Source organism: Ornithinimicrobium sp. CNJ-824, assembly GCF_001942405.1.
Classification (GTDB): domain Bacteria; phylum Actinomycetota; class Actinomycetes; order Actinomycetales; family Dermatophilaceae; genus Ornithinicoccus; species Ornithinicoccus kibberensis.
In genome coordinates this window covers 81,551-93,759 of sequence record NZ_MKKA01000005.1, presented here as the reverse complement: position 1 = coordinate 93,759, position 12,209 = coordinate 81,551, and the positions used below count along the sequence as shown (strand labels likewise).

General features: G+C 73.9%; 13 protein-coding genes and 2 pseudogenes. 13 read left to right on the top strand and 2 right to left on the bottom strand.

What is annotated here, in order from left to right:
* From BJF81_RS17880 to BJF81_RS18910, 4 genes are all read left to right on the top strand, one after another.
* The coding region (locus BJF81_RS17880) for a hypothetical protein (RefSeq protein ID WP_446740531.1) at positions 1-183 on the top strand (183 nt) is incomplete at its 5' end.
* 90 nt (positions 184-273) lie between these two features.
* Positions 274-819 (top strand): GNAT family N-acetyltransferase, encoded by a 546-nt coding sequence (locus BJF81_RS02510; protein WP_075957014.1) that lies wholly within the window; start codon positions 274-276, stop codon positions 817-819.
* Between the two features lie 46 nt (positions 820-865).
* Complete coding sequence (locus tag BJF81_RS18915; RefSeq protein WP_237769972.1) at positions 866-1,231, top strand: mycothiol transferase; 366 nt, start codon at positions 866-868, stop codon at positions 1,229-1,231.
* Positions 1,215-1,439 (top strand): mycothiol transferase, encoded by a 225-nt coding sequence (locus BJF81_RS18910; protein ID WP_342447050.1) that lies wholly within the window; start codon positions 1,215-1,217, stop codon positions 1,437-1,439. Before BJF81_RS18915 ends, BJF81_RS18910 begins: the two co-directional genes overlap by 17 nt.
* 24 nt (positions 1,440-1,463) lie before the next feature.
* Here BJF81_RS18910 and BJF81_RS02500 read toward each other — a convergent pair whose 3' ends face one another.
* Entirely contained in the window at positions 1,464-1,703 is a 240-nt protein-coding gene (locus tag BJF81_RS02500) for a hypothetical protein (protein WP_075957013.1), read from the bottom strand.
* Positions 1,704-1,789: 86 nt separating this feature from the next.
* Positions 1,790-2,236 carry an Lrp/AsnC family transcriptional regulator gene (locus BJF81_RS02495; protein WP_075957024.1) on the bottom strand — a complete coding sequence of 149 codons (447 nt, stop codon included), beginning with the start codon at positions 2,234-2,236 and terminating at the stop codon, positions 1,790-1,792.
* Positions 2,237-2,407: 171 nt separating this feature from the next.
* Here BJF81_RS02495 and pdhA point away from each other — a divergent pair, with 171 nt between their 5' ends.
* The 9 genes and pseudogenes from pdhA (at position 2,408) to recC (ending at position 12,209) form a co-directional block, all read left to right on the top strand.
* Positions 2,408-3,532: a pyruvate dehydrogenase (acetyl-transferring) E1 component subunit alpha gene (pdhA, locus tag BJF81_RS02490; protein WP_075957012.1), complete on the top strand. Its 1,125-nt coding sequence runs from the start codon at positions 2,408-2,410 to the stop codon at positions 3,530-3,532.
* Positions 3,529-4,556: pseudogene (locus tag BJF81_RS02485) on the top strand (alpha-ketoacid dehydrogenase subunit beta). The gene pdhA and the pseudogene BJF81_RS02485 overlap by 4 nt, the downstream one beginning before the upstream one ends.
* Positions 4,553-4,774 carry a biotin/lipoyl-containing protein gene (locus BJF81_RS20715; protein ID WP_342447047.1) on the top strand — a complete coding sequence of 74 codons (222 nt, stop codon included), beginning with the start codon at positions 4,553-4,555 and terminating at the stop codon, positions 4,772-4,774. The pseudogene BJF81_RS02485 and the gene BJF81_RS20715 overlap by 4 nt, the downstream one beginning before the upstream one ends.
* Positions 4,696-6,045, top strand: coding sequence for a dihydrolipoamide acetyltransferase family protein (locus BJF81_RS02480; RefSeq protein ID WP_342447046.1), 1,350 nt, complete (start codon positions 4,696-4,698; stop codon positions 6,043-6,045). The genes BJF81_RS20715 and BJF81_RS02480 overlap by 79 nt, the downstream gene beginning before the upstream one ends.
* Positions 6,042-6,575, top strand: a complete 534-nt coding sequence (locus BJF81_RS20210) for a nucleoside deaminase (RefSeq protein ID WP_075957011.1) — start codon at positions 6,042-6,044, stop codon at positions 6,573-6,575. The genes BJF81_RS02480 and BJF81_RS20210 overlap by 4 nt, the downstream gene beginning before the upstream one ends.
* 124 nt (positions 6,576-6,699) lie before the next feature.
* Positions 6,700-8,181, top strand: coding sequence for an alanine/glycine:cation symporter family protein (locus BJF81_RS02470; protein ID WP_237769971.1), 1,482 nt, complete (start codon positions 6,700-6,702; stop codon positions 8,179-8,181).
* A gap of 29 nt (positions 8,182-8,210) precedes the next feature.
* A complete protein-coding gene (locus BJF81_RS02465; protein ID WP_075957010.1) occupies positions 8,211-8,675 on the top strand; it encodes a YbaK/EbsC family protein in 465 nt (154 codons plus the stop codon).
* Positions 8,676-8,718: 43 nt separating this feature from the next.
* Positions 8,719-9,555 (top strand): annotated as a pseudogene (locus tag BJF81_RS20205) (exodeoxyribonuclease V subunit gamma); the annotation flags it as partial.
* 176 nt (positions 9,556-9,731) lie between these two features.
* Positions 9,732-12,209: an exodeoxyribonuclease V subunit gamma gene (recC, locus tag BJF81_RS02460; protein ID WP_202817403.1), complete on the top strand. Its 2,478-nt coding sequence runs from the start codon at positions 9,732-9,734 to the stop codon at positions 12,207-12,209.

Here is a 12,209-nt window from a genome sequence, read left to right as displayed (position 1 = left end):
GGACCCCCACCCACCAGCCCCGACCCGACCACCAGCGCCGACGCGCCCGCCCGTCCCCAGCCAGAGCAGCTCCCCAAGCTGAACATCCCCACCCAGCCCGACCACCCCACCACCCCCCACGACAACGACGGCCACGACGACACCCCCTGGGACAAACCCACCTACGGACCGCCGCCCTTCTGACCACCTCGGTCCTCCTCAACCCAACGGAGCGGCCCCTCCCGCCGACGCTTCCCGAACGGATCGTCGCATCGGCGCAGGTAGCCTCCCCCGGTGAGCATCTCCCTCCGTCGCCTCGACCCCACCGGGGCCGACCGCGACGACCTGATTGCCTTCATGACTGGCAACGAGTTCCCCTTCCACGTCGTCCCACGACCCACTCGGGCGCAGGTGGAGGCATGGATCGAAGCAGGCGCCTACCGGGACGAGGACAACGACTCCTTCTGGGTCGAGCACGACGAGCTGGGACGGATCGGGTTCCTTCGCCTGGAGGACCTCTCCGACGATGCACCCCTTTTCGACCTCCGCCTCGCCCAGGACTTCCGAGGACGCGGGCTGGCCGTAGAGACCGTCAGGGCAGCCACCGACCACGTCTTCCGGACGATGCCGGAGGTCAACCGACTCGAGGGGCAGACCCGGGAGGACAACGTCGCGATGCGTCGGACGTTCCTGCGCTGCGGGTTCCTCAAGGAGTCGCACTACCGGGAGGGCTGGCCCGTCGAGGACGGCGAGCCGGTGGCGTCCGTCGCCTACGGCATCCTGCGCCGCGACTGGGAGACCGGCACCGTCACCCCGTTCGTCTGGGAGGACCTGACGTAGACCACCGCCCCTTTACCGACCCGCGCGCCCGTGCGACGGTGGAGGAATGGCTCCCGACGAGACCGCACCAGAGCCGATCCCGGGCGACGGGACCGGGCCGGAACCGGTCCAGGGCGACGAGGCCGAGGTCCTGCTCGACACCCTCGACCGCCACCGGGCCGCCCTCCGGCGCGCGTGCGAGGACCTCGACTACACCCGGCTCAACCAGCGCCTGCCTCCGTCGACGATGACGTTGGCCGGGCTGCTCAAGCACCTCGCCTACGTGGAGTCGAGCTTCTTCTCCGAGGACCTCCTCGGCGGGCCGCTCATCGAGCCCTTCGACGCCGTCGGCTGGTCCGCCGACGCCGACTGGGAGTGGCACTCCGCCGCCCAGGACACCCCCCCCCCCCCGCCAGCTGCTCGAGCTGTATGACGCCTCCGTCGCCCAGTCCCGCCGGATCACCGACGACCTCCTCGCCACGCCCGAGGGCCTGGACACCCTGGCGGTCCGCCCCACCTACCTGGGCGTCCCGGCGAAGCTCCGCTGGATCCTGGTGCACATGATCGAGGAGTACGCCCAGCACAACGGCCATGCGGACCTGCTCCGCGAGTCGATCGACGGCCGCACCCGCATGGACTGACCGTCGGCAGGGACGACCGCGGAGTCAGCCGACCCGGTCGTCGACCGGCACGTCCCCCTCCGAGTCCTTCGCGCAGTGGGCGCAGCAATAGAACCGCCCGTCCACCTCGGTCCCGTGCCCGATGACCTTGCACCCGCAGTGCTCGCACACCGGCGCCATCTTGTGCACCGCGCACTCGAAGCTGTCGAACACGTGCCGCTGACCGGCAGCGATCACCTCGAAGCTCTTGTCGTAGTCGTTGCCGCAGACCTCGCAGACCGCCATGGTCCTCCGTCCTCTCCCGGGCCGGTCGGGCCGGCCCGACACCTCGACCGTAGAAGCCACGGCCCGTCCCCGCCACCGCTCCTCCCTCACGTGCTCCACTCGTCGAAGACCAACCACGTCCTCGTCGCCCTCACCCCGGGCACCGCCTGGATCTGCTCGAGGACGACGTCCCGCAGCTCATGGTTGTCGTGCGCCCGCACCTCCACGAGCATGTCGAACTCCGCCCCGACGAGCGCCACCTTCTCCACGCCCGGCAGCTGCTCCAGCACCGCCAGCACCTCGCGCCACGACCCCTGCTCGATCGACACGGAGACGTAGGCCGACGTCATCAGCCCCAGCCGGACCGGGTCGACCCGCACCGTGAACCCGGTGATCACCCCGTCCCGCTGCAGCCGCTCCAGCCGGGCGTAGGCGTTGGCCCTAGAGATGTGCACCTGCTCGGCCAGGGCCCGCACCGACATCCGCCCGTCGGCCCGCAGCGCGGCCACGATCGCCCGGTCCGTGTCGTCCACGGGCGCCGCGCCGGCAGCCACGCGTCTCCCGGACCCGGACGTGGCCTGGATCACACTGGACGATCTGTCGTCGGTCATCCACACACTGTGCCAGACGTCTCGACTCGTCCCCAGGATGTCGATCCCTCTATGGCCGTGCGCGACGATAGACGTCACGATCGTCTTGCCGACACCACCCGTGAGGACTCAACGATGAGCGAGATCGACGACCTGCTCCCGTGCCGCGAGCCGGTCCGCTTCCTGTCGCCCGACGGGACCGAGGCCGAACCCACGCAGGAGATGACCGACCGGGGCTACGCCATACCTCCCGTGGAGGACCTGGTGAGGGTCTGGCGCGCGATGGTGGTCGGCCGCCGCTTCGACGCCCAGGCCACCGCGCTGACCAAGCAGGGGCGTCTGGCGGTCTACCCTTCCTCCCGCGGGCAGGACGCCTGCCAGGTCGCCCCGGTGCTGGCGCTGCAGGAGGACGACTGGTTCTTCCCCACCTACCGCGACTCGATGGCCCTGGTCACCCGCGGGATCGACCCGGTCGAGGTGCTCACCCTCCTGCGCGGCGACTGGCACTGCGGCTACGACCCGAAGGCCACCCGCACCGCCCCCCAGTGCACCCCTCTGGCCACCCAGGCCGTGCACGCCGCCGGCGCCGCGGACGGCCTGCGCCGCAGGGAGTCCGACGCGGTCGCCCTGTGCTTCATCGGCGACGGCGCCACGTCCGAGGGCGACTTCCACGAGGGGCTCAACTTCGCCGGCGTCTTCAACGCCCCGGTGGTCTACCTCGTCCAGAACAACAAGTACGCCATCTCGGTCCCGCTCTCCAAGCAGACCAAGGCACCCGCGCTGGCCTACAAGGGCATCGGGTATGGCGTGCGCGCCGAGCAGGTGGACGGGAACGACCCGGCCGCCGTGCTGGCCGTGACCCGGAAGGCCTACGAGCACGCCCGCTCCGGCAAGGGCCCCTTCCTCGTCGAGGCGCACACCTACCGGATGGAGGCGCACACCAACGCCGACGACGCCACCCGCTACCGCACCCCCGACGAGGTCGACGAGTGGACCGGGCAGGACCCGCTCGTGCGGCTCCAGGCCTACCTCGTCGCGCAGGGCGCCATCGACGACGCCCGCGTCGAGGAGGTCCGGCAGGAGGCCGAGGAGTTCGCCGCGGCCCTGCGCGACCGGATGAACGCCGACCCGCAGGTCGACCCCGCCGACCTGTTCGCCCACGTCTACGCCCGTCCCACGCCCCAGCTGCGCGAGCAGGCGGAGATGGTCGCGGCCGAGCGCGAGGCCAGCCGGCCCGAGACCGAGGAGGTGGCCCGATGAGCCGACCCACCACATACGCCCAGGCCCTCAACACGGCCCTGCGGGACGCGCTGACCGAGGACGAGAACGTCCTGGTGCTCGGCGAGGACGTCGGCCAGCTCGGCGGCGTCTTCCGCATCACCGACGGCCTGACCAGGGACTTCGGCGAGGACCGCTGCATCGACACCCCGCTGGCCGAGGCCGGGATCGCCGGCTTCGCCGTCGGCCTGGCCATGCAGGGCTTCCGGCCGGTCATCGAGATGCAGTTCGACGCGTTCGGCTACCCGGCGTTCGAGCAGGTCGTCTCGCACATCGCCAAGATGCGCAACCGCACCCGCGGGCGGCTGACCATGCCGATCGTCATCCGGGTCCCCTACGCCGGCGGCATCGGCGGGGTGGAGCACCACTGCGACTCCTCCGAGGGCTACTACGTCCACACGCCCGGCCTGCACGTCGTCACCCCGTCGACCCCGGCCGACGCCTACAGCCTGCTGCGCGAGTCGATCGCCTCCGACGACCCGGTCGTCTTCATGGAGCCCAAGTCGCTCTACTGGTCCAAGGCCGAGGTCGAGCTGCCCACCACCACCGAGCCGGTCGGCCGGGCCGCGGTGCGGCGCGAGGGCTCCGACGTCACGGTCGTCACCTACGGCCCGCAGGTGCCCAACGCCCTGCGCGCCGCCGAGGTCGCCGCGGCCGAGGAGGACTGGGACCTCGAGGTCGTCGACCTGCGCTCGCTCGTGCCGTTCGACGACGAGACCGTCATGACCTCTGTACGGAAGACCGGCCGGGCTGTCGTGCTCGCCGAGGCGCAGGCTTCGCCGGCATGGGCGCCGAGATCGCCGCCCGCATCCAGGAGCGCTGCTTCCACTCCCTCGCCGCGCCGGTGCTGCGGGTCAGCGGCCTCGACATCCCCTACCCGCCGCCGATCCTCGAGCACTCGCACCTGCCCGGCGTCGACCGCATCCTCGACACCGTCGCGCGGCTGCAGTGGGACGACGAGCCGGACCTGACGTATGCCGTGCCGGCCCGGGAGGTGTCTGCGTGAGCGGGTTCGTCTTCCGGCTGCCCGACCTGGGGGAGGGCCTGACCGAGGCCGAGGTCGTCGAGTGGCACGTCGCGGTCGGCGACGAGGTCTCCATCGACGAGGAGGTCGTCACGGTCGAGACTGCCAAGCGTCGGTGGACGTGCCCTGCCCCTACGCCGGCACGGTCGCCGAGCTGCACGCCGGGCCGGGCACGGTCCTGGCCGTCGGCGAGCCCCTGATCACCGTGGGCGACGTGTCGGCCGCGGCCGAGCCGGTGCCCGCGGCGGAGGAGCCTGCGCCTGCGCCGGCCGGGCCCGCTCCTGCGGGGGAGGACCACGCCGGGGAGCAGTACCGCTCCGAGGAGCGCGCCGGTGCGACCGTGCCCGCCGACGGCGATGACCCGGAGGATCAGCCGGAGCGGCCGCTGATCGGCTACGGCGCGGGCGACGCACCCGCCCGGCGCCGACGGGGCGGCCGCCGCCGGGCCGGCCGGGGAGCATCTGCCGACGATGCCGCCTCCGCGACTACACCCGACACGGCACCCGCCTCCGCTACCACGTCGTCCGCGCCGGACACCTCGTCCGACGGCCGGCGGGCCGTCCGCGTCATCTCGCCGCTCGTCCGCCGGCTGGCCACCGAGTGGGGCATCGACGTGCGCTCCGTGCAGCCCGGACCGACCGGCGTGGTCCGCCGCGCCGACCTCGAGGCCGCCCGGGCGGCCCGTTCGACTGCGACGGTGGAGCCGCCCACGACGGGCACGGCAGCAGCGCACACGGCCGCGGTGGAGACGGCCCCGGCCGACCGGAGGGGCCAGCGCGCGGACCAGCGCGTCCCGTTCCAGGGCGTGCACCGGATCATGGTCGACCGGCTGACCACCTCGCGCCGGGAGATCCCGGACGCCACGACCTGGGTCGACGTCGACGCCACCCGTCTGATGAAGCTCAAGGACGGCCTGCGCGAGGCCAGGCCCGACGCCCGCATCGGCGTGCTCCCCCTGCTGGCGCGCATCGTCGTCGCCGGGCTGGCGCGGCACCCCGAGCTCAACGCCTCCGTGGACGTCGAGGCCGGGGAGATCGTGCAGCACGGCCAGGTGAACCTGGGCTTCGCCGCGCAGTCGCCCCGCGGCCTGGTCGTCCCCGTCGTCCACGGTGCCGGCACCATGAGCACCGCCGAGCTGGCGTCCGCGCTGCGGGAGCTGACCGGTCTCGCCCGGGAGGGCAGGCTGTCACCGGCCCAGATGAGCGGCGGGACCTTCACCCTCAACAACTACGGCGTCTACGGCGTGGACGGCTCGACCCCGATCATCAACCACCCCGAGGCCGGCATGCTCGGCGTCGGGCGGATCGTCGAGAAGCCGTGGGCCCACAAGGGGCGGGTCAGGCTGCGTCAGGTCACCCAGCTGTCGTTCACGTTCGACCACCGGGTCTGCGACGGCGGGACCGCCGGCGGTTTCCTGCGCTACGTCGCCGACTGCGTCGAGCGGCCGGGCACCCTGCTGGCCGACCTGTGAACGAGCCCGATCCGGCCGCAGGAGCCTCGGGCGACCGGGACACGCGTCCGCCGACCGGCGAGGACCACCGGCGTCACCTCCTCCGCGCCGTCGAGCTGGCCAGGGAGGGGTCCTCCCGCGGCGACGGCGGGCCGTTCGGCGCGGTCGTCGTCCTCGACGGACGGGTCGTCGGCGAGGGCTGGAACCAGGTCGTGGCGACCGCCGACCCGACGGCCCACGCCGAGATCGTCGCCGTCCGTCGCGCCTGCGCCGAGCTGGGCGGCTTCCAGCTGGTCGGCGCGCACGTCTACGCCTCCTGCGAGCCGTGCCCGATGTGCCTCGGGGCGCTCTACTGGGCCCGGCCGGCGCAGATCCACCACGCCGCCACCCGCGACCACGCGGCCGAGGTCGGCTTCGACGACTCCTTCATCTACGACGAGCTGGCCCTCTCGCCCGACCGGCGCCGCCTGCCCGCGCGTCGGCACGACGTGCCGGAGGCGGTGCAGGTCATGCGTCGCTGGGCCGAGAACCCCGACCGCACGACCTACTGAGCCGGACGCCGCCCCGCGGGCCGCCCCCCGACCGGGTGCGACCGCATACCCCCTGCTCCTCCGGCGGGCACCCCGCCCGCCGCGCGCATAGTCTTCCCCCACCCTCCCGGGAAAGGTCTGCGCCGTGCTCGACTCCACCATCGCCAGGGTCAACGAGCTCCTCTGGAGCACCCCCATGGTCGTCCTCGTCCTCGCGGCGGGCGTCTGGTTCACCGTCCGCATGGTCGTGCCGCAGGTGCGGCGGCTGCCCGACATGGTCCGCTACCTCGTCGGCGGGGACGACTCGACCCAGGGTCTGTCGTCCTTCCAGTCGTTCGCGATGGCGCTCGGCGGACGGGTCGGCGTCGGCAACATCGCCGGCGTCGCGACCGCCATCCACTTCGGCGGGCCGGGTGCCCTCTTCTGGATGTGGGTCACCGCGTTCGTCGGCGCGGCGGTGGCGATCGCGGAGAGCTCGCTGGCGCAGGTCTACAAGGAGGAGGTCGGCGGGGAGTACCGCGGCGGGCCGGCGTTCTACATCGAGAAGGGCCTGGGATGGAGGTGGCTGGCGGTGCTGTATGCCGTCGCCGCGGTCTTCGCGCTGACCATCACCGGCCCCTCGATCCAGTCCTACAACATCGCGGTCTCGGTCGAGTCGGCCTTCTCCGTCCCGCCGTGGGTCACCGGGGTCGTGGTCACCGCGCTGTTCTGCCTCGTCGTCTTCGGCGGCATGCACCGGATCGGGCGGGTCGTCGGGCTCGTGGTGCCGATCATGGCGGCCGCCTACATCCTCCTCGGGATCGCCCTGCTCGTGCTCAACGCCGACGCGGTCCCGGAGATGTTCGGGCTGATCTTCCGCAGCGCCTTCGGCTCGGACGCGGCGTTCGGCGGGATCCTCGGCGCGGCGATCATGTGGGGCGTCAAGCGGGCGATCTACTCCTCCGAGGTCGGCACCGGGTCCGGCGCCCAGGCCGCGGCGGCCGCCGAGGTCTCGCACCCGGTGAAGCAGGGTCTGGCGCAGGGGTTCTCGGCGTACGTCGACACGCTGCTCATCTGCACGGTCACCGGGCTGATGATCCTGGTCACCGGCTCCTACAACGTCGAGGGGCCGGACGGGGAGATGGTCGCCGAGAACGTGCCCGGCCTGGTCCAGGGACCGGAGTACACCCAGGCCGCGATCGACGCCTCCTTCCCCGGCCTCGGCTCGGCGTTCATCGCGGTCGCGATGTTCTTCTTCGCGTTCACCACGCTGCTGTCGTTCGCGTTCTACGCCGACACCAACATCGCCTACCTGCTGCGCAGCAGCCGGCGCGAGCGGCTCGTCGTGAACCTTGCCTGGGTGCTGCTCGCCGGCTCGATCTTCCTCGGCTCGCTGCGCTCGGCCAGCTTCGCGTGGAACCTGGCCGACGTCGGCCTCGGCCTCTACACGTGGATCAACCTCGTCGCGCTCGTGCTCCTGAGCAGGCAGGCGACCGCGGTCGTGCGCGACTACGACCGGCAGCGCGCCGCAGGCCTCGACCCGGTGTTCGACCCCGAGGACGTCGGCATCACCAACGCGCCGGTGTGGAAGGAGATCGCCGCACGCAAGGCGGCCCGGGACCGCGAGCGCAGCGGGGTCGACGGCTGAGGCCGGTGAGCGCACGGCATACTCCCCGCATGCGCCCCCGCAACCAGATCGTCCAGGACGCCTTCCACGCCGCCGGGGTGGAGGCGGAGATCCGCCTGCTCGACGAGCACGCCCGGACCGCGACGCTGGCGGCCGAGCAGCTGGGCTGCCCGGTCGGCGCGATCGCCAACAGCCTGGTCTTCCTGGCCGACGGCGAGCCCCTGCTCGTCATGGCCAGCGGGGCCGCCCGGGTGGACACCGACGTCATCGCCGCGGCCGTCGGCGCGGGGACGGTGACGAAGGCCTCCGCCGACCAGGTGCGCGCCGCGACCGGCCAGGTCATCGGCGGCGTGGCGCCGGCCGGGCACCCCGCCCCGCTGCGCACGCTGGTGGACGAGGACCTGCGGGCCTTCGAGGAGGTCTGGGCCGCGGGCGGGACGCCGGACTCGATCGTCCCGCTGACCTTCGAGAACCTGCTGCGGGTGACCGGCGGCGAGGTCGTGCGGGTGCGCTGAGGCCGGGCCGGGTCTGTCGGGCCCGCTGGGTAGGGTCGCGGACGTGACGTTGATCGTGCACCGGGCGGCCGGGACGGGGGTGCTGGCCGACGGGCTGGCCGAGCTCCTGGGCAGTCCGCTCGAGGACCCGTTCGCCGAGGAGGTCGTCGCCGTGCCCGCGCGCGGGGTGGAGCGGTGGCTGGCGCAGCGGCTCTCGCACCGGCTGGGGTCGGGCCCGTCGGGGCACGACGGCGTGTGCGCCGGGGTGCGTTTCCTGACCCCGCACTCGCTCGTGACGATGGTGCTCGACGTCGGGCGCGACGACCCGTGGCGCCCCGGCCAGCTGGCGTGGGCGGTGCTGCGGGCGGTCGACGAGAGCCTCGGCCTGCCGTGGGCGGGCACGCTCGCCGACCACCTGGGGTATGCCGAGACCGGCACCGAGCGCGAGCTGCGCCAGGGCCGGAGGTATGCCGTCGCGCGCCGGCTCGCGGGGCTGTTCGCCGACTACGCGGCCCAGCGGCCGGCGGTGCTGACCGACTGGCGGGCCGGCGGGGACGGGGACGGCCTGGGCGGCCGGGTCGCCGACGACCTCGCCTGGCAGCCGCCGCTGTGGCGCCGGGTGCTGGAGGTGGTGGGGGCCGAGGCGCCGGACGAGCGGCACGCCCGGGTCGTCGCGGCGCTGCGGGAGGGCCGCCTCACCGACCTGGAGCTGCCGGGGCGACTGTCGCTGTTCGGCCACACCCGCATCTCCCGCAGCGAGGTCGAGGTGCTCGGCGCCCTCGCCGAGCACCGGGACGTCCACCTGTGGCTGCCCCAGGCCTCGCCCGTCGCCTGGGCGGAGCTGGCCCCCGTCGTGTCCGTCGGGCCGGTGCCCCGCGAGGACGACCGCTCCGGCGAGCTCGTCCAGCACCCGCTGCTGGCCAGCCTGGGCCGGGACGCCCGCGAGCTCCAGCGCACGCTGCCCTCGCCGGCGGGCGCGACGAGCTGGTGGGGTCCACCGCCGGCGGCGGGCCGGACAGCTCCCCCGGCGACCGTGGTGGCGCCGCGGCCCCCGACGGCCCGGCCACCCTGCTCGCGATGCTCCAGCACGACATCCGGGCCGACAGCCCCCCGGACGGGGCGACGCGGGAGGCCCGTCGGGTCCCGGCCACCGACCGCAGCGTGCAGGTCCACGCGTGCCACGGGCAGTCGCGCCAGGTGGAGGTGCTCCGCGACGTGCTCGCCGACCTCCTCCAGCGCGACCCGACCCTGGAGCCGCGGGACGTCCTCGTGATGGTCCCCGACATCGACGCCTACGCGCCGCTGGTCCACGCCGGCTTCGGCCTGGGCGAGATCGTCCGGGACGGGTCGGCCCGCACGCACCCGGCCCACGGGCTGCGGGTCCGCCTGGCCGACCGGGCCCCGGTGCACCTCAACCCCCTGCTACGGCTGGCCCTGCAGCTCGTGGAGCTGGCCGGCGGACGGGTCACCGCCGGGGAGGTGCTCGACCTGGCCCGCAGCGCGGCGGTGCGCCACCGGTTCGGCCTCGACGACGACGCCCTGGAGCGCATCGGCGACTGGGTCGGTGCGACCACCGTGCGGTGGGGCCTGGACGGGGAGCACCGGGCCGACTACCAGCTGACCAACGTCGTCCAGAACACCTGGCGGGCCGGCCTCGACCGCATCCTCGTGGGGGCGGCGGTCGACGGCGAGGACGTCGACCACGTCGGCCGCACCCTCGGGCTGGACGACCTGGACAGCGGCGACCTCGACCTCGCCGGCCGGCTCGCCGAGCTGGTCTCCCGGCTGGGCCGCACCCTGCGGGCGCTGCGCACCGCCGACACGGCCGAGCAGTGGCTGCGCGTCGTGGAGGAGGGGGTCCTCGACCTCGCCGACGTGCCCTTCCGGGACGCCTGGCAGGTGGCCCAGCTCGAGCGCGAGCTGCACCGCACCGCCGAGGCGGCCGGCCGGGTCGCGGGCGAGCACGGGGTCTCCCTCTCGCTGGCGGACGTGCACACCCTGCTGGCCGAGCAGACGGCGGGCCGGGCCACCCGGTCCAACTTCCGCACGGGCACGCTCACCGTCTGCACGATGGTGCCGATGCGCTCGGTGCCCCACCGGGTGGTCGCCCTCGTCGGCATGGACGACGGCCACTTCCCCCGGTCCACGACCTCCGACGGCGACGACGTCCTCGCCCGCCGTCCCGTCACCGGGGAGCGCGACCCCCGCAGCGAGGACCGCCAGCTGCTCCTCGACGCGCTGATGTCGGCCGGGGAGACGCTGGTGGTGACCTACACCGGTTTCGACGAGCACACCGGGCAGCGGCGCCCGCCGGCCGTCCCCCTGGGCGAGCTGGTCGACGCGCTCCGGGCGACCGCCACCGGCAAGGGCGTCGACCGCGTCGTCACCGAGCACCCCCTGCAGCCCTTCGACCTGCGCAACCTGGCCGGGACGGCACCTGACACCACCCCGCTGCTGCCCGGCGACGAGCCGTTCAGCTACGACCCCGCGGCCCTCGCCGGTGCCCGGGCCCTGCAGGACGAGCCCGCCGCACGCGTCCCGCTGGCCCGTCGCGCCTTCGCCCCCTCCCCCCGCGAGGACGTGCTGCTCGACGACCTCGTGCGCTTCTTCGACAACCCGGCCAAGGCCTTCCTGCGCTCCCGGATCGGGCTCTACGTGCCGGAGGTCCCCGAGCAGCGGGGCGAGGGCATCCCCGTCGAGCTCGACGGCCTGCAGCGGTGGGCCATCGGGGAGCGGATGCTCACCGCGGTCCTGGCCGGCCGCGACCCCGGCGCGACCTGCGAGGCCGAGCTCTGGCGCGGCGAGCTGCCGCCCGACGCGCTCGGCCACCGCACGATGGAGGACCTCACCAGCCAGGTGCAGGAGCTGTGCCAGGCGACCTGGCGGGCCGTCGGTCAGGGCGGCTGGGGCCAGGCGCTGCAGCGGGAGAGCCTCGACGTCGACATCGCCCTGCCGCTGCCCGGCGACCGGCGCCTGGTGGGCACCCTGGGCGGGCTGGTCGGCGGGTCGGCCCTGTCGGTCAGCTTCTCCTCGGTCAAGGCCAAGCACCGGCTGCACTCCTGGATCTCCGCGCTCGTCCTGGCCGCCGCCGGTCAGGAGCAGGCCCGGGGCCACCACCTGGGCCGCTACAGCTTCGGCAGGGTCAAGTCGGTGGGGCACGTCAGCCACGGCCCGGTCCCCCGGGAGCAGGCCGTCGAGCTCCTCGCCCGGCTCGTCGACCTGCGCGACCGCGGCCTGGACGCGGTGGTCCCGCTGCCGGTGGAGACCAGCCGCGCCTGGGCCGAGCAGTACCTCAAGAACCGCAGCGTCAAGGCCGCCGACGAACGGGCCTCGCAGCGCGGCTGGGAGACCCGCCAGGGCGGCTGGGGCATCCGCCAGGAGCAGCACGACACCTCCTGGCAGCACGTCCTCGGCGACGTGCTGCCCCTGGCCGCCGTCGTCGGCACCCCCCTCGACGACGAACGCTGGGTCCCGGAGGTCCCGCACCGGCTGGGCCAGCTGTCGCTGCGGCTGTGGGGCCCGGTCCTGGACCACGAGACGATGGGGAAGGGCTGA

Coding starts and splice junctions, on each gene's coding strand:
- BJF81_RS18915 (WP_237769972.1), top strand. CDS start 866: ATGGCTCCCGACGAGACCGCACCAGAGCCGATCCCGGGCGACGGGACC.
- BJF81_RS02500 (WP_075957013.1), bottom strand. CDS start 1,703: ATGGCGGTCTGCGAGGTCTGCGGCAACGACTACGACAAGAGCTTCGAG.
- pdhA (WP_075957012.1), top strand. CDS start 2,408: ATGAGCGAGATCGACGACCTGCTCCCGTGCCGCGAGCCGGTCCGCTTC.
- BJF81_RS02465 (WP_075957010.1), top strand. CDS start 8,211: ATGCGCCCCCGCAACCAGATCGTCCAGGACGCCTTCCACGCCGCCGGG.
- recC (WP_202817403.1), top strand. CDS start 9,732: ATGCTCCAGCACGACATCCGGGCCGACAGCCCCCCGGACGGGGCGACG.